This is a genomic window from Mycobacteroides abscessus ATCC 19977 (genome assembly GCF_000069185.1).
GTDB lineage: Bacteria > Actinomycetota > Actinomycetes > Mycobacteriales > Mycobacteriaceae > Mycobacterium > Mycobacterium abscessus.
In genome coordinates this window covers 2,305,449-2,324,805 of record NC_010397.1, presented here as the reverse complement: position 1 = coordinate 2,324,805, position 19,357 = coordinate 2,305,449, and the positions used below count along the sequence as shown (strand labels likewise).

The 19,357-nt window shown below is 62.7% G+C and carries 16 protein-coding genes; 14 read left to right on the top strand and 2 right to left on the bottom strand.

Features of this window, described 5'->3' with window-relative positions:
• Nucleotides 1-131: 131 nt before the first annotated feature.
• On the top strand, nucleotides 132-884 hold the full coding sequence (locus tag MAB_RS11605; protein WP_005091844.1) for an AfsR/SARP family transcriptional regulator: 753 nt from the start codon (nucleotides 132-134) through the stop codon (nucleotides 882-884).
• 42 nt (nucleotides 885-926) lie between these two features.
• Here MAB_RS11605 and MAB_RS11600 read toward each other — a convergent pair whose 3' ends face one another.
• The gene (locus tag MAB_RS11600; protein ID WP_005096793.1) at nucleotides 927-3,221 is read right to left on the bottom strand and encodes an MMPL family transporter; all 2,295 of its coding nucleotides are present in this window, start codon (nucleotides 3,219-3,221) and stop codon (nucleotides 927-929) included.
• A 286-nt stretch (nucleotides 3,222-3,507) separates the two neighbouring features.
• Here MAB_RS11600 and MAB_RS11595 point away from each other — a divergent pair, with 286 nt between their 5' ends.
• Nucleotides 3,508-3,933, top strand: coding sequence for a DoxX family protein (locus tag MAB_RS11595; RefSeq protein ID WP_005091846.1), 426 nt, complete (start codon nucleotides 3,508-3,510; stop codon nucleotides 3,931-3,933).
• A 61-nt stretch (nucleotides 3,934-3,994) separates the two neighbouring features.
• Here the strand turns inward: MAB_RS11595 and MAB_RS11590 are convergent, their stop codons facing one another.
• Nucleotides 3,995-5,260: a CynX/NimT family MFS transporter gene (locus MAB_RS11590; RefSeq protein ID WP_005086030.1), complete on the bottom strand. Its 1,266-nt coding sequence runs from the start codon at nucleotides 5,258-5,260 to the stop codon at nucleotides 3,995-3,997.
• A 93-nt stretch (nucleotides 5,261-5,353) separates the two neighbouring features.
• Between MAB_RS11590 and MAB_RS11585 the strand changes: the two genes are divergently transcribed.
• The 12 genes from MAB_RS11585 (at nucleotide 5,354) to MAB_RS11530 (ending at nucleotide 19,320) form a co-directional block, all read left to right on the top strand.
• Entirely contained in the window at nucleotides 5,354-6,067 is a 714-nt protein-coding gene (locus tag MAB_RS11585; protein WP_005086031.1) for a FadR/GntR family transcriptional regulator, read from the top strand.
• A gap of 6 nt (nucleotides 6,068-6,073) precedes the next feature.
• Nucleotides 6,074-6,538 carry a copper chaperone PCu(A)C gene (locus MAB_RS11580; protein ID WP_005086032.1) on the top strand — a complete coding sequence of 155 codons (465 nt, stop codon included), beginning with the start codon at nucleotides 6,074-6,076 and terminating at the stop codon, nucleotides 6,536-6,538.
• Between the two features lie 2 nt (nucleotides 6,539-6,540).
• On the top strand, nucleotides 6,541-7,749 hold the full coding sequence (locus MAB_RS11575; protein WP_005088731.1) for a Dyp-type peroxidase: 1,209 nt from the start codon (nucleotides 6,541-6,543) through the stop codon (nucleotides 7,747-7,749).
• Between the two features lie 79 nt (nucleotides 7,750-7,828).
• Nucleotides 7,829-8,452: a MerR family transcriptional regulator gene (locus tag MAB_RS11570; protein ID WP_005086034.1), complete on the top strand. Its 624-nt coding sequence runs from the start codon at nucleotides 7,829-7,831 to the stop codon at nucleotides 8,450-8,452.
• 3 nt (nucleotides 8,453-8,455) lie between these two features.
• Nucleotides 8,456-10,099 (top strand): FUSC family protein, encoded by a 1,644-nt coding sequence (locus MAB_RS11565; RefSeq protein WP_005091849.1) that lies wholly within the window; start codon nucleotides 8,456-8,458, stop codon nucleotides 10,097-10,099.
• A 310-nt stretch (nucleotides 10,100-10,409) separates the two neighbouring features.
• Entirely contained in the window at nucleotides 10,410-10,871 is a 462-nt protein-coding gene (gene ectA, locus MAB_RS11560; protein ID WP_005086036.1) for a diaminobutyrate acetyltransferase, read from the top strand.
• Between the two features lie 28 nt (nucleotides 10,872-10,899).
• The gene (gene ectB / locus MAB_RS11555) at nucleotides 10,900-12,180 is read left to right on the top strand and encodes a diaminobutyrate--2-oxoglutarate transaminase (protein WP_005086037.1); all 1,281 of its coding nucleotides are present in this window, start codon (nucleotides 10,900-10,902) and stop codon (nucleotides 12,178-12,180) included.
• A gap of 44 nt (nucleotides 12,181-12,224) precedes the next feature.
• Nucleotides 12,225-12,617, top strand: coding sequence for an ectoine synthase (locus MAB_RS11550; RefSeq protein ID WP_005086038.1), 393 nt, complete (start codon nucleotides 12,225-12,227; stop codon nucleotides 12,615-12,617).
• Nucleotides 12,614-13,525 (top strand): ectoine hydroxylase, encoded by a 912-nt coding sequence (gene thpD / locus MAB_RS11545; RefSeq protein ID WP_005086039.1) that lies wholly within the window; start codon nucleotides 12,614-12,616, stop codon nucleotides 13,523-13,525. Before MAB_RS11550 ends, thpD begins: the two co-directional genes overlap by 4 nt.
• 113 nt (nucleotides 13,526-13,638) lie before the next feature.
• Complete coding sequence (locus tag MAB_RS11540) at nucleotides 13,639-14,916, top strand: MFS transporter (protein ID WP_005091851.1); 1,278 nt, start codon at nucleotides 13,639-13,641, stop codon at nucleotides 14,914-14,916.
• A gap of 67 nt (nucleotides 14,917-14,983) precedes the next feature.
• Nucleotides 14,984-17,572 (top strand): ABC transporter ATP-binding protein/permease, encoded by a 2,589-nt coding sequence (locus tag MAB_RS11535; RefSeq protein WP_005086041.1) that lies wholly within the window; start codon nucleotides 14,984-14,986, stop codon nucleotides 17,570-17,572.
• Nucleotides 17,572-19,320, top strand: a complete 1,749-nt coding sequence (locus MAB_RS11530; RefSeq protein WP_005115909.1) for an ABC transporter ATP-binding protein — start codon at nucleotides 17,572-17,574, stop codon at nucleotides 19,318-19,320. The genes MAB_RS11535 and MAB_RS11530 overlap by 1 nt, the downstream gene beginning before the upstream one ends.
• Nucleotides 19,321-19,357: the final 37 nt, after the last annotated feature.

The window sequence follows — 19,357 nt, the reverse complement described above, 5'->3', positions numbered from 1 at the left end:
TGTTGATGATTTTTTGCCAGCATCCTCACCGTGTGGCCTCGAGGTGACATGGGTTTCGTTTACGGCTAAGCTCAATACGCAAACAAGACCATGGGTTTAACCAAACCTGGTAGCTGTAGGGGGCCTTATCGATGCACGCCAAAATCGATCTGTTGGGACCCGTTCAGGTAAGGGTCGCCGACCGAATCTGCATCCCATCAGGGGTAAGACTTCAATGTGCGTTGGCACTGCTTGCCATTCGTCCGAGAGAAGTCATACAACGCGATGAATTGATTGAAGAACTCGGACTTAATGAGACTACTAAAGACACAATCAACGCATTGCACGCTCATGTACGCCGTTTGAGACAATGGCTTGATAACGAAGGCGCCACTTCAAATATCCTGCAAACAGCGGGCCGCTCCGGTTATTTTCTCGATATCCACCGCCGAGATGTGGACGCGCATCTATTTATCGACGCCGTAAATGAAGCAGTCGCCCTACAAAACAAAGTGCCCTCGATTGCGGTGGCGATGCTGGAGAACGCGCTGGCCCAGTGGCGGGGCGCACCCCTGACCGCCATGTCCGAGAGTGTTCGTGCGCAGGGGTTCTTGCGTGAGCTCAATTCTCACAAGGAGCTCGCTCAGGAAGTCTTGCTCGACTGCTATCTAGCCTTACAGCGCTATCAGAAGGCCGCGGTCGTCGCACACCAGTTCACCCTGGAGATGCCTTACAACGAGAAGATTTGGGAGAGCCACATCGTGGCGCTGCGCATGCTCGGCCGGCACGCCGAAGCGGCGCACATCTTTCGCCAGGTCCAAAAACTTCTGTACGACGAGCTCAGGGTGGCGCCCTCCAAGTCCTTGCGCAGCGCGCTGACCGACACCCGCTGGGCGACGGCCTGAGCAGGTGTAACCGGTGTCTGTTTCAAGCCGTCTTAGAACCGGTTAGCGCACCGGGTCAGGCTCGGGCGCCGCGGTCATTGCGGGTTCGGCAGGAATCTCCTGCTCCTCGACCAGACCCCAGCGCTGGTGCCACCGCGCGAGAGGGCCCGGAGCCCACCAGTTCAATCGCCCCATCAGCTGCATAAACGCCGGAACCAGCAGTGGGCGAACCAAGAACGCGTCCACTGCCACACCGACAGCCAGCCCAACCCCCAGGCCGCGCATGAACGCCACCTGGCCAGCGCTGATCGCGATGAACACCACGATCATCACGGTGGCTGCGGCCGTGACGATCCGGCCCGTGCGAATGAGCCCGAACGCCACCGCCTGCTTGTTACGGTTCGGGGTGTTGTCAGGCAAGGCCAGCCATGCTTCGCGAATCCGCGAGAGAACGAATATTTCGTAGTCAATGGCCAATGCATACGCGATACAGGCGAGTAGCGGCGGAATGAACGCGGTGAAATGTCCGGTAGCCACGGTACCGAGGCCTCCCAGGTGACCGTCTTGGAAGATCCACACCAAGGCACCGAAGGCGACACACAACGACAACAGGTTCATCACCAGCGCCTTGATGGGCAAGATCACACTTCCGGTCATCAGGAAGATCAAGACGAATGTCACCACCGCGATGGCCGCCATGACCAGCGGCAGCCGATCGGTGATCCCGCCGATGTTGTCCAGATTCCGTTGGGCCAGGCTGTCAACCAACACCGGCCCGGGGGCGGGCACGCTCTTGAGGGTCTCGAGCTGCCGCTTGCCGGGGTCACTGAACGGGTCGGTATCCGTGCTCAGGGAGATGTAGGCGCTGGCACCCTCGATCCCCGACCGGCCGGCGTCGCCGGGGCCCACGCGATGGCCATCGGCAAACGTTGCGCCCGGGGCACTGACGGACTGGACCCCGCTGATGTGGGAGATCTTCATTGCGTAGTCGTCAACAGATTCTCGTGACGAAGCATTTTCTCTGATCACAATTCGTGTATCGGCTGTGAAATTCTGACTGAATTCAGTGCGCACAATATCGCCCGCCAAACGCGCGGTCTGCGATACCGGCAGAACACGATCATCGGGATACGCGATCTTTATGCCGAGGACCGGCAGGCCCAGCAGCAGAAGGATAGCTCCAACAATTATTACGACAACAACGGGGCGATTAGTAGAGAACGCGGCGATACGAGCCCATGCACGATCACTGGCCGTCGGTGAACCGATCTTCCTGGCTTTGAACAGCTTGCCGACAACGCTTCTGATATCGAATCTCTCTAGCTTGTCGCCAAGAATAACTAGCAAAGCTGGTGCTAGGAATAAAGCGCCTATGAGAGATAGGAGTACACTCAGTAAGCTGGCATAAGCAAGCGACTTCAGCAAATACTGAGGAAAGACCAGCATGACTGCGACCGTACAGGCCATCGTCAACGCCGAGTACAGGACAGTTCGCCCGGCAGTAAGCATCGTGACATGGAGGGCCCGCGCGGGCGTGGCGCCCGCGACCTGTTCTTCGCGGTACCTGCTCACAATGAACAGGGTGTAGTCGATAGCAAGCGCCAAGCTGAGTGCGGTAGCTACGTTAACACCGAAAATAGATACATTTGTGGCTAAATTTAGGGCACTAAGTGCGGCCGTTGTGCCCGCGATCGCGAACACGGAAACAGCCAACGGGAGCAGTGCGGCGACAAGACTGCCGAAAATCCACACCAAGGCAAGGAACGTCACGGGGAATGCGATGACTTCCATGACGATGAGGTCCTCGCGCGACTGCCGATTTCCAGCGTCATAAGTCAGGGCTTGTCCGCCGCCCTGAATAGAGACGCCGTTGCGATCTCCTATCAAGGGATCAGCCAGATTGCGTGCGCGCGCAGGAGCATCCGTGTCGTCACCTTCAAGACGGGCCGCTACCAGCCCCGTCTTGCCATCGTTGGACAGCAGCGGATTCGCGGTGCCCACGGGTATAGCTCCCCACCAGGTGACCTGTCGGATGTAAGGAGATTCGTTCAGCGCGTCAAGCACCCTGCGCCCCGCCGCCAGGGCTGCGGTGTCGGTGGCCCCGCCTTGGGAAGTCACGGTGAAGTAGATCGGATTGCCGCCCACTCCGAACTTGTCCTGCAGCATCTGTTGCGCCCGCATTGACTCCGAATTCGGGACGTCGTAGCCGCCGGCAGGCAGCTGCTGACTGGCCGGCAGACCGTAGAGACCCGCACAAATGGCAAACAGGGCTGCCGCGCAAACCAGCAGTGCTGGATATTTTTGCACCACTCCAGCAACTGTTACGAGAAGCCCTTTTTTGTTCCTGCCGTCCACCATTGGCTGCATACTCGGGACGTTAACACACTCAGAGTCGGTTAACATAGAGTAGTAGGTGAACAATTCTCGCCCTGTGACGTACCCTAGTAGTAAGAGCAAACGCGAGTGTCGGCAACGATGCGGAACCTACGCCTTAGCAAACAGCACACGAGCCAACATCGGATTGGCAGTAGTGAGCTGCACTCTTCCGCAGTGAAGGTTAAATTTGTTGCGTTACAAATCAATTAGGATTCCCAGGCTCGTCGTTCCGCTGCGCAACATGACACTTTTGTGATCTACTGACCGCATGACCGAGACCTCACAGCAAGCACGTATCCTGACTCTGCTCGCCACGTTCCAAGCCATAGACGCGGCGCTGTGTGTGCAACCCATCGACTACGTCACCAAATGCCTGGATACCGTGCGGTTTCCGCAGCAAGGGCGCTGGGTGTTTCCTGTGGTCAAGGGAGCCTCGGCAGCCGGGCTTCTCCTGGGCACACGAGTGCCGGCGCTCGCGAAGCTAACGCTAGTGATGCTGACCTTCTACTTCTCACTCGCGGTCGGCGCCCACGTCAAAGCTCGGGATCTGAGTTTCAACGCCCTCGCCGCAAGCTCCTTGCTCGCCGTCTATGCCGCGCTGTCAGTCCACACGTTGCGCCCCACGCTGACCGCGGCGCAGCGGTCATCACGCCGCAGCGACGCGCTTGAAGGCGCAGTGTCCCAAGGCGTTTAGAGGCCGTCCGGACACTGTAGGCAGATAGCGGTCACCTGTAGCCATGGCCGCCACAGCTGAGTTAGCTTGATACGACAGCCCCTGAGCCGCGGTTCCAGGTGTCCTCGAGAGTCCGGGGCTTGCATGCCTGAAATGCGCCGACACCTAGGACGGTGATCGCCACCAGTAGCAGACCGAACGGCGCGTACCAACCGCCGCTCACATCATGCAACACGCCGAACAGCAAGGGACCCAGGCATGCAACGGCATAACCGACTCCCTGCGTAAAACCGGATAGTGCCGCGGAACCGGCTGGGGTGCGGGTACGCAGGTTTACCAGCGTGAGCCCTAACGGGAAGGTAGAGGGCCCGAATCCAAGCGCGACCACCCACACGGCGGTCCCGTGCATTGGCAGCCACAACAATCCGGCAAAACCGATGAGGAAGCACACCAGGCAGGCCACCACCAATGGGAAGGGGTTGCGCATGCGCGCGGCCAACGGCGGGATAGCAAGCGTGCCAACGAATCCCACAGCCGAGAAGAGCGCGACCATCACCCCGCCCAATTTGGCGCTGCCACCCGCGGAGGCCAGGATCGCCGGGATCCAAGTGAACATCGAATACGTCACCAGCGACGTCATACCGAACATGCCGGCCATGCCCCACGCCAGCGGCGAGCGCCAAACCTGTCCAACGGCAGCAGAATCCGCGTGCGGTTCGGCGCTGTGGTCCTCAACGTCATGGCCTCGGCGGGCGATCACGACACCGATCCACGGCAGCAGGGCCGCCACCGGAACCAGCACCCAAGCCACCAGGGAGAATCGCCATCCGTAGGCGTCGGCCAGCGGCACCGCCGTCAACGCGGGAACCGTCGTGCCGATCTGCAGCACCGTCAGGTAGGCAGCGCTCATCAGCGCGACCCGATGCGAGAAGTAACGCTTGACCAGCGGCGGGATGACCACGTTGCCGATACCCATACCCAGCAGGGCCAAACAGGACAACACCAACAGTCCGCCGGTGGAGTTCATCGCGGTCCGCGCCGCCATCCCGATGACGGTGGCCACCACCGCGGCCAACGTCGTGCGTTCCAGTCCGAACCGCTCCGTGAGCGCCGGCGTCACCAACCCTGCGATGGCGAACATGGCCGTAGGCAGCATCCCGAACACACCGATCACGGCGGAACCGAACCCGATCTCATGCGAGATCTGGGTCAACAGCGGGCTCAACGAGGTAACCGCCGAACGCAGGCAGAGCGCGAACAGCAGGATAGCGGCCAGCACCATCAGACGCCCACGCCGCAATGCGGCGGCCGAGATCATGTGGGTTTCGTCGCGCAGGGTCGCGGTCACCGTTCATCCTCCTCAAATACAGCCCGGCAAATCATAGGATGAATGGATGAATGCGTTCAAGCTGATTTCCGACGCACGCTACGATGAGCCGTCATGCAGCCGGTCCGTCGCCAAACATTGATTGGCCAGGTCACCGAGCAACTCCGGGAGGAGATTGTGTCGGGACGCTGGGCTATCGGGGCACGCATCCCTACCGAACCGGAATTGTGCGAGCTCACTGGAACTTCCCGCAACACCATTAGAGAAGCGGTCCAGGCCCTGGTCCACGCGGGCATGCTCGAACGACGCCAGGGCTCGGGCACCTACGTGCTCTCCCTGGGTGGCAGCTCGGCCATCGCCGACTACTTCGCCGCCGCCAACAACCGCGACCTGATCGAATTGCGGCAGACCCTCGAAGTGACCGCGGCCGGGCTGGCCGCCCAGCGGCGTGACGAAGATGACATCGAGCAGCTGCGCGCACTGTTGGTACGCCGCAACGAACTTTGGGCGCCACACCATGTCGAGCCGCACAACGTCGAGGAAGCCATCTCCACCGACATCGCGGTACACCGGGCCGTGGTAGCCGCCAGTCACAACGCCCTCTACCTGGAACTTTACGACTCGCTGCTGGGACTGATGGACCACTACATGCGCGGTAACCCCATCGGCGCGGAATGTTCATTCGAACACGAGCACACCAGGCTCGTCGAGAGCGTCATCGCCGGCGATATCGGGGGTGCCACATCCGCCACGGAGCAGCTCTTCGCCGAGCTGAGGCTGAGCCGCGATCAGCCCGGGCGGAACTTTCCCCACCATCCACACGACTAGCTGAACGTGAAGATCGTCATCCCGGCAGCAGTCGCGCTGTCATTGCTCGCCGGTTGTTCGGCGCATGAGTCCACCCCCGCCGAGCAGGCAGCGACGGTAACCATCACCGACCAGTGGGCCAAGTCCGCCCCAGACGGCTCGATGACCTCTGTATTCGGCACCGTGCACAACAACGGTTCCACCGAGGCGCGCATCGTCTCGGCCACCTCGCCTGCCGCGAAATCCGTGGAGCTTCATGAGGTGACCGCAGGCGGTTTGATGCGTCCCAAGGAAGGTGGGGTCGTCATTCCGGCCCACGGCGAACATAAGCTCTCACCCGGGGGCGACCACGTCATGCTTATGGGACTGACCACTCCCCTGCGCCCGGGCCAGGACGTCGTCATCACCCTGGCCTTCCAGGATGGCTCGACCACGCCGATGACCGCCCAGATCCGCGACTTCGCAGGCGGCAACGAGAACTACCAGCCCTGACCATGTCGTCTCGTTCTCTGTCCCGACGGGGGCTCATTGTCGGCGGCGGCGCAGCGGCCGCCCTCACCGCGGGCGCCGGGTTGTCGGCCTGGTCCGCTCAGTCGCACGCGGCACGACCGAGCGCAGAACGCCAGGTCGAACCGTTCTACGGGGACCACCAAGCCGGGATCGCCACCGCACCGCAGGCGCACGCGATGTTCTTGGCCCTCGATCTGCTGTCCGCCGCCGACGCAGACATGGGAACGGCACGCGAGAACCTGAGATCCATACTGCGTCTCTGGACTACCGATGCCGCCCGGCTGACCCAGGGCATTCCGGCCCTGGCCGATACCGAGCCCGAGCTGGCAACGACCACGGCACGATTGACGGTTTCCGCGGGACTGGGCCCATCGGTCTTCGCCAAGACCGGCCTGGCCGACCGGTGCCCCGCCTCGGCGCGGGACTTCCCCGCGTTCTCCACCGACCGACTGGATAAGCGTTGGTGCGGAGGGGATCTCCTGCTCCAGATATGCGCCGATAGTCCACTGCTGGTGGCACATGCCGCCCGGGTGCTCCTTAAGAACGTGCGCTCGCTGGCCTCCGAGCGATGGCGCCAGACTGGATTCCGCACACCGCGCCCCGAAGACCCCTCCGGGGGCACGATGCGCAATCTCATGGGGCAGGTCGACGGCACCGTAAACCCCACGGCGCCAGAGCTGGACAGCCTGCTGTGGCACCAAGGCGAGGACCACGAGTGGCTCAAGGGCGGCACGCTTCTGGTTCTCCGCCGGATCACGATGAATCTGGACGGGTGGGACCAGCTGGATCGCAAGCTCCGGGATCTGGTGATGGGCAGGCGGTCGGACAATGGTGCGCCGCTCTCCGGCGAGAAGGAATCCGACGAACCCGACTTGACGATGACCCGGGGCGGCATCCCCGTTATCCCCGCGACTTCACATGTCGCCCTTGCGCGCCACCGCAATCCACACGAAAGATTTCTGCGCCGTCCCTACAACTTCGATGACGCACCCCTTCCGGGCACATCCTCGAACGCAGGATTGATCTTTGCGGCCTACCAACGCGATATCGCCAGCCAATTCGTACCCGTGCAACAACGCTTGGCCGAAAAAGACGAGTTCAACCAATGGAACACCGCAGTCGGTTCTGCCGTGTTCGTCATGCCACCAGGCACCACGGAGGACGGCTATCTAGGCCGGTCACTGCTGGGCTAGCTGTTCTGACCCGAGAGGTTACGGCAAGAAACCCCTTGCAAGTTAGGGTTACCTAAGTTTCAATGGTGAAGTGAGCTTGATGTCGAGACCCGCGATTGCGGAACCCACGGTGAACATCGGCGAGGCGGCCGCGCTGTACGACGTGGCGCCGTCCACACTGCGGTGGTGGGAGAAACAGGGCGTTCTCAGTTCGCCAGCGCAGCACAGCGGCCGCCGCACATATACCGAACGGGATCTACGATGCATCGGTATCGCCTACCTGTGCTGCATCACCGGAATGATGCCGCTACGGCAGGCCGCCATCGTGACATCGCATTCGGCACAACCGGATACCTGGCGCAGCGCGGTGACCGGACAGGTGGCCGAGATATCGGCCCGGATCGAACGACTACATCGTGCACGCGACTATCTGAACCACTTGCTGTGCTGCCAGAACGAGGACATCGTCGATTGCCCGTACCTTGACGGCGAGCTACGTCTGCGGACCCCTCGCGGCCGGGCGCCCGGCGCCAACCTGATATCCGCGGCACGTAGCGCTGGTTACGAATCCACGCCTGCGCGTGACGAAACGGCGGCTGGCCAGCCTGGACGTTGCGGCTTCTGCGGAGGGCAATTGAGCAGCCACGCCAAGGGCCGTCCACAGCGCTACTGCTCCCCCGCCTGTAAACAGCGCGCCTACCGGCACAGACACGGTATGAAATGACGTGTGACCCCGCCCGCGCCTGAATCACCGGACCCGCTTCCGCAGATCGCCCGGGCTCGCTCCATCCTGTTCTCCGCGCCACCCGCGGGACGGCGCTGGAGCATCGGGCTACGCGCTGCGGCCGCCGTCGCCATACCCGGGACGCTGGTGGTTGCTGCCGGCTACCCGAATGCCGCGCTCTACGTCACCTATGGGGCGTTCGCGGTCCTGTACGGCGAGGGCCGCCCCTACCGGGTGCGCGCCGCCGTGGTGGCGACCGCCGGTATCGCCCTGATGCTCGTCACCGCAGTCGGCGTGGTCGTGGGTAGCTGCGCACCAGGTGGTGTGACCAACAAGGCTGCGACCATTCTGACCCTGGCGGCCATCGCGATACCGGCGGTCTACACCGTCGACGCACTTCGGCTCGGGCCGCCGGGCGCACTGTTCTTCGTACTGGTATGTGGCGGTGCGCTCGGGGCTACCGAGTGGGGCGTGGCTCCGGTGCGGATTCTGGTCTGCGCCAGCCTCGGCGCGGGCGCGGCCGTACTTGTTTCGATGACCGGTGCCGTCATCGACCGTCAGAAACCCGAGCGCGTCGCGACCCACCGCGCCGTCGAAGCCGTAGACGTCTATGCGCGGCCGGGCAACGCCACGGTCGACGCCAGGCATGCCGCGGGCGCCGCAATCTCTTCGGCATGGACGGCCCTGCACGACGCCGGACTCTCCTCCCGGTCCGATTCTCCGTTGGTCACCACGATGCTGGACACGCACCGCAGGTTCACCGAAATCTCCGTCGGCAACAAGATGGTGCTCGACCACCTCATTCCCGGAGACCACGTTCTTGTCGTGCGGCCGAGTATTTGGTACCGGCTACGCCGGTCGGTACGGTTTCGTTCGCACGCGACGATCACCGCCGGGCGGGCCGGTATCGCCTGCCTCGGAGCAGGAGTCCTCAGTGCGGCCGTCGGCCTGACGCGACCCCAATGGGCCATTCTGAGCGCCCTGGTGATCGTCCACATGGGACCCGATCGGCTGCATGGAACCGTGCGCGGGCTGCACCGGTTCGCAGGGACCGTGGTCGGACTCGCACTCTTCGCGGTGTTGTATCAGCTGTCGCTCACCGGGTACGCACTGATCGCGGCCATCGCGACCCTGCAGTTCTGCACCGAGCTGTTCCTGCCGCGCAACTACGCGGTCGCCGTGACCTTCGTGACTCCGATCGCACTGCTGTCGGCAGGTGTGGTCACCCTGCACGGATCGGTCACGTCGATCGTGCGTGACAGGCTGGCCGAGACGCTGATCGGCGTGGCGGTGGCCATGGCCTCGATCTATCTGGTGGCACCGCATGCACATCGCCGCACCTTCGCATTTACCGAGGCCCGGATCCGCAGGGCGGCCCTGGGGCTGGTGGCCGCAGCCCGGATTCAGGCCGCCCACGACGCGGCCTACGCGCACGCCCGAGACCTCTCTTTCGAGCTCGAGGGAGCAATCCGGGCCGGAGTGGACAGCGCTCACGACGAACCGGAATGGACACAGGTGCACTGGCCCGCACACGCCGCACTCATTCATCACGGCTACGACCTGGTGGCCGCCTGCTGGGCCACACCGCCGGGACAGATGCTTGCCGACCCCGATCGCTGGGAACGTCGTTTCCGCGGCGAGGCCTGATGCGGCGGTCGGCCATCTCGACGCATATGCGTCAAGATCCCGTCAAGTTCTCATAGTCCCGCAATAATGTGACGAGGGTCACATCACGTGGATACCCTCGGCAAACGCTACCGGTTGGCCCCGTTTGCCGACACCGGTCCTGGCCATTCGGGTGTCGATGTGGTTACGGTCGAACGGTACGAAACCCGAGTTGATACGAAACACGTTGTCGTGATGGTGATTTTTAGTGGTCGATACTGAACTACAGACTGAAAAACGTTGTACCCCCGTGTGGTCGATTAGCCACCCGACACAGTCGGACGCTCGCCACATGTGGCGCATCGCCCGCGATTCCGGCGTGCTGGATCTCAATTCTTCCTACGCATACCTGCTGTGGTGCACCGATTTTCCTTCCACGTCGGCGGTCGCCCGGGTGGACGGTGAACCCATTGGATTCATCGCCGGATACCTACGCCCTTCCGGTTCACTGATGATCTGGCAGGTGGGCGTAGATGAGGCGTACCGTGGATTTGGACTTGCCGCCAGCATGCTGGGCTGGCTCGCAGACTCCCTCGCCACCTTGCAGGGCGAGCCCTTGGTTATGGAAACCACTGTCACACAGTCAAATACCGCTTCGCGTGCGTTATTCGCCGGATTTGCCCGCCGGCGGGACATGAGGCTCACCGAATCTCCCGGATTCGGCGAGGATCTATTTCCCGACGCACACGAGGCCGAGCCGCTACTTCGGCTCATTCCACTGAAACCACATCAAGCGCCCAGAGAAAGTGCCTAAAAACATTAGGCCGAAAGGGGATACAGAAATGACCGCCACCATGCCCGCGCAGGAAGCCGGGCTACCCAAGGTCATCAACGAGCGCGAATCCGAGGTTCGGAGTTATTGCCGCACCTGGCCCACCACCTTCGCCTCCGCCTCCGGATCCTGGCTCACCGATACCAGCGGTGAGCGCTACCTAGATTTCTTCGCCGGTGCCGGCGCACTCAACTACGGGCACAACAATCCGGTACTGAAGACCGCTCTCATCGACTACCTGACCACCGATGGCGTGGTGCATGGCCTGGACATGGCCACCGTCGCTAAGCAACAGTTCCTCGAGGAATTCGAACGGACCATCCTGCTGCCCCGCGGCATGGACTACAAGGTGCAGTTCCCCGGCCCCACCGGGACCAATGCCGTCGAGTCCGCACTCAAGCTGGCGCGGAACATCACCGGGCGCGAGTCGATCATCAGCTTTACCAACGCATTCCACGGGATGACGCTGGGGTCGCTCGCGGTAACCGGCAATTCGATGAAGCGTGCCGGTGCCGGAGTGCCGCTCGTGCATTCGACGCCCATGCCCTACGACAACTACTTCGGAGGCGTTACCGAGGACTTTCAATGGTTCGAGAAGGTGCTTGACGATGAGGGCGGTGGCCTCAACAAGCCCGCCGCCGTCATCGTCGAGACCGTACAAGGTGAGGGCGGTGTGAATGTGGCGCGCGCGGAATGGCTGCAGGCGCTCGCAGACCTGTGCCGCAAGCGCGAGATCATTCTTATCGTCGATGACGTCCAGATGGGTTGCGGCCGAACGGGTTCATTCTTTTCGTTCGAGGAAGCCGGAATCAAACCCGATATCGTGACGTTGTCGAAGTCCATCAGCGGATATGGCCTGCCCATGGCCCTGACGCTCATCAGGCCAGATCTGGACCAGTGGACTCCCGGCGAGCACAACGGGACGTTCCGCGGCAACAATCCGGCCTTCGTCACCGCGACCGCGACATTGCAAAAGTACTGGCAGGACAACACGTTCAGCGATGACGTGCGACGCAAGGGCGACAGGCTGCATGACGAACTCACTGCGCTGGTCGCCGACGACGACTCGGTGTCGATACGCGGCCGCGGCATGGTGCAGGGCATCGCCTTCGCCGACGCCGAACGAGGACCGCGGGTAAGCCGGGCAGCGTTCGAGCGCGGACTGCTGGTAGAGACCTCCGGCCCCAAGGACGAGGTCGTCAAGCTGCTACCGGCCCTGACCACCACCGATGAGCAACTCGATATCGGTATAGCCACCCTGCGTGAAGCAATCACCGAATCGGCTCAGTAACTCCCACACAGCCCCCGGGCACTCAACGAGAGAAAGGAAGTATCTTGATCGTCCGTACTACCCAACAGATCACGGGTACCGAGCGCGATGTCAGCGGTGATGGCTGGCACAGCAAGAGGATCGTGCTGGCGGATGACGGAGTCGGATTCTCCTTCCACGAAACCACCATCGATGCGGGTACGGTCCACGTCTTCCACTACCAGCACCACATCGAGGCCGTGTGGCTCACCGCGGGCACCGGCACGCTGACGAATCTGGAAAACGGAGACGTGTTCACGCTGGGACCGGGCAGTATGTACCTGCTCGACGGCAATGAACGTCATCAGCTTTCCGCCGATAGCGAGATGCGCATGATGTGCGTGTTCAATCCTCCCGTCACCGGACGGGAGGTCCACGACGAGTCCGGCGCATACCCGGCTGCGCCTGCGCTCTCATGAGCGCCCCCGCGATCACCGATCGCTACCCCAGCCGCCTCGAATCCGAGCAGCCTCCGATCGCCCGCAAGGAACCCGTCGTCTGGGGCGCCACGGGCAGTGGTCCACTCGCGCCACCGGCACTGACCCAGATGTCCGAGCAAGGCTTCCTCATCCGGCCGAGCACCGTCTACGACGCCACCGTCTCCGCGTTGCGTAACGAAATCGACAGGGTGCCTGCACAGATCGGCGATGACGATCCGCGCATCATCCGGGAGGCTGGGTCTCAAGAGGTGCGCTCCATCTTCGAGGCCCACGTGCTCAGCTCGGTAGTGATGGATGTGGCGCGTTCGCCGGGCGTCCTCGATGTAGCCGAGCAACTACTGGGTGGACCCGTATACCTGCATCAGTCTCGCATCAACGCGATGCCGGCCTTCCGCGGGCGCGGCTTCTACTGGCATTCGGACTTCGAGACCTGGCACACCGAAGACGGCCTGCCCCAGATGCGCACGGTGTCCTGCTCGATCGCCCTGACCGTCAATGTCGCATACAACGGGACCCTGCAGGTAATGCCGGGTACGCATCGCACGTTTTACCCGTGCGTGGGGGCAACGCCGCGCGACAATCACCGGAAATCGTTGGTGGAACAAGAGATTGGCGTACCTTCAACCAAGACTCTGGCCGAGGCCGCTGTTACGAGCGGTATCGAGCTATTCCTCGGCCAGCCCGGTGATGCGCTGTGGTTCGACTGCAACCTGATGCATGGGTCTGGATCAAACATCAGCCCCTACCCGCGCTCAAACGTATTCCTGGTGTTCAACTCGGTGGAGAACACGCCACAGAAACCCTTCGCGGGCTACGAGCCGCGGCCGGAATACATCGCGGCGCGAGACTTCACCCCGCTGACTCCCAAATCACCGAGCACGCCCTGATGTCGTCCGCCGGCCCACGCGAGGGTGAAACGGAACCTCCCCCGGTCCCTCGACCGGATTTCCAATCACCCGAGGGCCGGCGGCAACTTCACCGCGCGATCGCGGCATCGGCCATGGGTAATGCCACCGAGTGGTACGACTACGGCGTCTACGCTGCCACCACCACCTTTCTGACGCAGGCATTTTTTCCGACCCTGGGCACGGCGTTCACCATGCTCGGGTATGCGATCTCCTTCCTGTTGCGGCCACTGGGCGGAATGGTTTGGGGGCCACTGGGCGACCGACTGGGACGCAAGAGCGTCATGGCCATCACCATCGTGCTGATGGCCTTGTCCACCACCCTCATCGGCATCTTGCCCAGCTGGGCGACCATCGGGATGGCCGCGCCCGCGCTCTTGATCCTCCTGCGCGTCATACAGGGCTTCTCCACCGGTGGCGAATACGGCGGTGCGGCAACGTTCATGGCCGAGTTCGCGCCCGACAAGAAGCGCGGCAAGTATGGCTCTTTCCTCGAATTCGGCACCCTGGGTGGGTTCGCCGTCGGGGCCGCGTTCGTCCTCGTCCTGGACGCCACCCTCAGCGACGACGCCATGCACACCTGGGGCTGGCGGATACCCTTTCTCGTCGCGCTTCCGATGGGACTGATCGGCTGGTACCTGCGCAGCCGCCTCGACGATCCGCCGTTGTTCAAGGAGATGCAGGAGCAGGAGCCGGAGGGGCGCGAGACGGCCTTTGAGCGGCTCAGGGATCTGGTGCGCGACTACCGGCGGCCCATGGTCGTCATGATGCTCTTGGTCATCGCGCTCAACATCACCAACTACACACTGCTCAGCTATCAGCCCACATACCTCAAGACCAGGCTCGGAATGTCCGAGACTCAAGGCCAGATCGTGATCCTCATCGGCGAAGTCGCCATGATGGCGTTCCTGCCCTTCTGCGGTGCGCTGTCGGACCGCGTAGGGCGTAAACCGATGTGGGCATTCTCGCTGACCGGACTACTGGTGCTGTCACTACCCATGTTCTGGCTCATGGGGCAGGGATTCGGTTGGGCGATAGTTGGTTTCGCTGTCCTGGGATTGCTGTACATACCGCAGCTCTCGACCATCACCGCAACCTTCCCTTGCATGTTCCCGACCCAGGTGCGCTATGCCGGTTTCGCAATCTCGTACAACCTGTCCACGGCGGCATTCGGCGGGACCGCGCCGCTGGTCAATGACCTGGTGGTGGCTAGAACCGGCTGGGACTTGTTTCCCGCCGCCTACCTCATGGTGGCCTGTGTCGTCGGGCTGTGCGCGCTGCCCTTCCTCATCGAAACGGCCGGGGCCTCGATCGCCGGAACCGAGATCCCCTGCAATGAGGCCGCCGTGCCTACCGACACCGTTCGAGCCTGACCTAGCCCCTACCTCTTAGGTTAGGATGGGCTAAGTACTGGCGGGCACGAACAAAGGTCACTTAAACATGGGTAGAGGGTTCCAGGGCGCGATACTGCGCGGGCTCGGGGCGCGTGATCACGTGGCCACCGTAGTTGGCACCGCGCCCGTCGCACCGAACTGCGTACGTATCACGATGTCCGCGCCGACGCTCTTCGAAGACCTTTTACACACCCCGGCTGAATGGCTCCGATTCTGGTTCCCCGATCCCGATGGGGGAACCAGCGAGCATCAACGCGCATACACGATCGTTACCACCGACGAAGATGCGGGCGAATTCAGCATCGACGTCGTGATCCATGAACCGGCCGGCCCCGCCTGCCAGTGGGCCGTAGCCGCACAACCGGGAATGACCATCCCGGTCGTGGCGTTCGGATCCGCGCGCTTTGAGGTGCCCGCGGACCTTCCGTCGGGGTTCCTCCTGATCGGCGACTCCGCGTCTATCCCGGCGATCAACTCGATCGTGGCGGCCCTTCCCGCCGAGGTGGATATCGAGGTATACCTGGAACGTCACAGCCCCGACGATGAGTTGATTCCCTTGACCACTCATCCCCGGCGGCGGCTGCATTGGGTAGATCGGATCGATGAGACCTCACTGGCCGCCGCCATCGAGGGCCGTGACTGGTCCAACTGGTATGGATGGGCAAGCTCCGAGTCAGGATCACTCAAGCACCTACGCAAGCGACTACGCGACGAATTTGGATTCCCCAAGGCGGATGTGCATGCCGCCGCCTACTGGACCTTCGGCCGCGCGATGGGCAGCCGCCGTGGAGACAGCGAGACACCTCAGAAGGCAACACCGAAACCTGTTGTGGTGCCTACTGATACGCAGGTCAAGCCGTCAGCAACTCCCGAAACCACTGCCCCACAGGGACGGTGGCGATCACAGGCCGCCGGCGAGCTACTGGCCCCGGTCAAGAAGCAGATGATCGCGGGCGGTGTCTTACAGGCGATCATCACGATGGTCGAGCTGGCCCCGTTTGTTGTCCTCGTCGAGCTCACGCGCCAGTTGTTGGCCGGCGCGGACGAAGCGCAATTGCGGCATACCGGATTCGTCTTTCTGGTGCTGCTGGTGCTGGGTGCCACACTGGGAATGGCTCTCACGCTGTGGCTCCATGTGGTCGATCTGCGCTTCAGCGCCGACGTCCGGCGGCGACTGCTGGACAAACTGTCCCGAGTTCCGTTGGGGTGGTTCACTCAGCGTGGTTCCGGGTCGGTCAAGAAACTCATCCAAGACGACACCATGTCCCTGCACTACCTGATCACCCACTCGATCCCGGACGCGGTGGCGGCCGTGGTCGGCCCCGTCGCAGTGCTGGTGTATCTGTTTGTCATCGAATGGCGGATGGCCCTCATCCTGCTCATCCCGATACTCGTCTACTTGCTGACGATGATGGCGATGATGTACCAGAGCGGGCCGAAAATCGTCGAAGCCTCGCGTTGGGCAGACCGAATGAGCACCGAGTCGACCGCGTATCTCGAAGGGCAGCCGGTGATCCGGATATTCGGCGGCGCCGCGGCGTCCTCATTCAAGCGCCGTCTCGACGACTACCTCCGATTCCTCAACGACTGGCAGCGGCCGTTCATCGGGAGAAAGACGTTCATGGACCTGGTCACCAGGCCGACCACCTTCCTGTGGCTGATTGCCACCGCGGGTACGTTGTTCGTCGTGTCCGGGGCCATGCAGCCCGTTACGCTGCTGCCGTTCCTCGTGCTCGGTACTACCTTTGGTGCTCGGCTCCTAGGAATCGCCTACGGCCTCGGCAGTATTCGTGGCGGCCTGGAGTCCGCCCGCCATATCGCCGTTGCGCTCGACGAGACCGAACTCGACGTCATCGAAGCGCCCGTGACGGCTGACGCTGTCGCGTCGGTGTCCTTCGAGGGCGTCACATTTGGTTATCGGCCCGGGGTTCCGGTCATCCACGACGTGAGCTTGACGTTGCGGCACGGAACCGTGACAGCTCTGGTGGGACCATCCGGCTCGGGCAAGTCGACACTGGCTTCGTTGTTGGCGCGGTTCCACGATGTGGAACGCGGCGCTATCCGCATCGACGGCACCGACATTCGTACACTGACACCCGACGAGCTGTATGCCAAGGTGGGATTTGTTTTCCAGGATGTGCAGCTGGTGGCCGGTACCGTCCGCGAGAACATCGCGCTGGCATGCCCGGAAGCTACCGACGACGACGTCGAATCAGCAGCCCGTGATGCGCAGATCCATGAGCGGATCCTGCGTCTGCCCAACGGGTATGACACCGTGCTGGATACCGACACTCAGCTCTCCGGCGGCGAAAAGCAACGGCTCACCATTGCCCGCGCGCTGTTGGCCGACACCCCGATCCTGATCCTCGACGAAGCCACCGCATTCGCCGACCCTGAGTCCGAATATCTGGTTCAACAGGCTCTCGGCAGGCTGATTGACAATCGCACGGTGCTGGTTATCGCTCACCGCCTGCACACCATCGCCGACGCCGACCAGATTGTGGTTCTTGATCACGGCCGGGTCGCCGAAACCGGCACCCACACTGATCTACTCGCCAATAACGGCCGGTATCGGCGCTTGTGGGAGGGCCACCGCCACGAGCAGTCGAGCGTCCTTGCTGGAGGAAACCTCTGATGCTTTCTAGCCTGATTCGCTTGATTCCGCCCACGCACCGCGGCCCGCTATACGCCTACTGCGTACTCTCGGTTGTCTCGGTTGCGATACGGGCAGCGAGCTGCCTGCTCTTGGTCCCGCTACTGGGCGCCCTTTTCGGAACAGCCCCCGCTGACGCATTGCCCTGGCTCGGAGTGCTGACTGCGGTCACCGTGGGCGGCTGGATGGTGGACACCGCGCTGGCCCGCCTCGGATATAGCATCGGATTTGCGTTGCTGAACGACTCCCAGCACCAGGTCGCGGACAGACTCACTCATATCCCCCTCGGCTGGTTCTCGGCTGAGCGCACCGCCCTGGCACGACAGGCGATCTCCTCCGGCGGGCCCGAGCTGGTCGGATTCATCGCCAACCTGCTGACCCCGCTAATCGGTGCCGCCCTGTTACCCGCGGCGCTCACCGCCGGACTGTTCTTCATCTCCTGGAAGTTGGGGGTGGCCGCCGCGATCACCCTGCCGCTGCTCCTCGGCGCATTGCTGGCAGGTATCCGCATCGTGCGTTCTGCCGATGAAGCGGACACCCGGGCACATAGCGCACTCACCGAACGCATCCTGGAATTCGCACGCACTCAAGCTGCGTTGCGGGCCAGCCGACGTGTGGCGCCGGCGCGCAGCCAAACCGGTCAAGCCGTCGCTGCCGCACGCGGTACCACTATGCGGCTGCTGCTGTTTCAAATTCCCGGGCAACTGATATTCAGCGTCGTAAGCCAAATCGCGCTGATCCTACTGGTCGGCACCATCACGATGCTGGCGGTGCGCGGTGAAATCGGCGCCCCCCAAGCCGTCGCGCTGATGGTCGTGGTCGTGCGGTTCCTGGAGCCCTTCACCGTCCTGGCGGATCTTGCCGGAGCCGTGGAAAACTCCCGCGCTGTGTTCGAACGCCTCAACACCATCATCACCGCAGAAGCCGCGGACCAACCGGCGCCCGCCCCCGCCTCCGCCCAAACCCCGGCCCCCCGTATCCAATTCCGCGATGTGGCCTTCCGCTATCGCGACGCGGGCGAACACGTACTCAGGGGCATCAACTTCACCCTCGAACCGGGCACCACCACCGCCATCATCGGTCCGTCTGGCTCTGGGAAGAGCACCATCTTGTCGCTCATCGCCGGCCTGCAGGAACCGGAGAGTGGCCAAATACTGATCGACGGAACCGATATCGCCGCTCTGGACCCGGCCACCCGTCGCGCACAGGTCAGCATGATCTTCCAACATCCTTACCTCTTCGACGGCCCGATTCGTGACAACATCCTCGTCGGGCACCCCAGCGCGAACGAGCAACAAACCCAACAGGCCATCGCATTGGCCCGTGTCGACGAAATCATCCAACGGCTCCCCCACGCCGACCAAACCCGCGTCGGTGAAGCCGGCACCGCATTGTCGGGAGGAGAGCGTCAGCGCGTCAGCATCGCCCGTGCCCTGCTCAAACCCGCGCCCATACTGCTCATCGACGAAGCCACCAGTGCCCTGGACACCGAGAACGAGACGGCAGTCACCGAGGCCATCGGTAGCGATCCACGCGCTCGCACCAAGGTGATGATCGCGCATCGACTCAGCGCCATCCGCAACGCAGACCACGTCCTGTTCATCGATGACGGCAAGATTGTCGAGGAAGGTTCGATCGCCGAGCTCACCGAATTCGGCGGCCGGTTCGCCGAGTTCTGGCGTCAACAGGAATCCACCTCGGGTTGGCGTATCGCCGCAGCCACCCATTAGGCCGACACGGCCCGCGGCGCTGTCGATCCCGTGGTCG

Excerpts from the sequence above, each read along its gene's own strand:
- MAB_RS11585 (WP_005086031.1), top strand. The coding sequence starts at position 5,354 with ATGCAGCCGGTCCGTCGCCAAACATTGATTGGCCAGGTCACCGAGCAA.
- MAB_RS11570 (WP_005086034.1), top strand. The coding sequence starts at position 7,829 with ATGTCGAGACCCGCGATTGCGGAACCCACGGTGAACATCGGCGAGGCG.
- thpD (WP_005086039.1), top strand. The coding sequence starts at position 12,614 with ATGAGCGCCCCCGCGATCACCGATCGCTACCCCAGCCGCCTCGAATCC.
- MAB_RS11535 (WP_005086041.1), top strand. The coding sequence starts at position 14,984 with ATGGGTAGAGGGTTCCAGGGCGCGATACTGCGCGGGCTCGGGGCGCGT.
- MAB_RS11540 (WP_005091851.1), top strand. The coding sequence starts at position 13,639 with ATGGGTAATGCCACCGAGTGGTACGACTACGGCGTCTACGCTGCCACC.
- MAB_RS11530 (WP_005115909.1), top strand. The coding sequence starts at position 17,572 with ATGCTTTCTAGCCTGATTCGCTTGATTCCGCCCACGCACCGCGGCCCG.
- MAB_RS11595 (WP_005091846.1), top strand. The coding sequence starts at position 3,508 with ATGACCGAGACCTCACAGCAAGCACGTATCCTGACTCTGCTCGCCACG.
- ectB (WP_005086037.1), top strand. The coding sequence starts at position 10,900 with ATGACCGCCACCATGCCCGCGCAGGAAGCCGGGCTACCCAAGGTCATC.
- ectA (WP_005086036.1), top strand. The coding sequence starts at position 10,410 with ATGTGGCGCATCGCCCGCGATTCCGGCGTGCTGGATCTCAATTCTTCC.
- MAB_RS11575 (WP_005088731.1), top strand. The coding sequence starts at position 6,541 with ATGTCGTCTCGTTCTCTGTCCCGACGGGGGCTCATTGTCGGCGGCGGC.
- MAB_RS11605 (WP_005091844.1), top strand. The coding sequence starts at position 132 with ATGCACGCCAAAATCGATCTGTTGGGACCCGTTCAGGTAAGGGTCGCC.
- MAB_RS11600 (WP_005096793.1), bottom strand. The coding sequence starts at position 3,221 with ATGGTGGACGGCAGGAACAAAAAAGGGCTTCTCGTAACAGTTGCTGGA.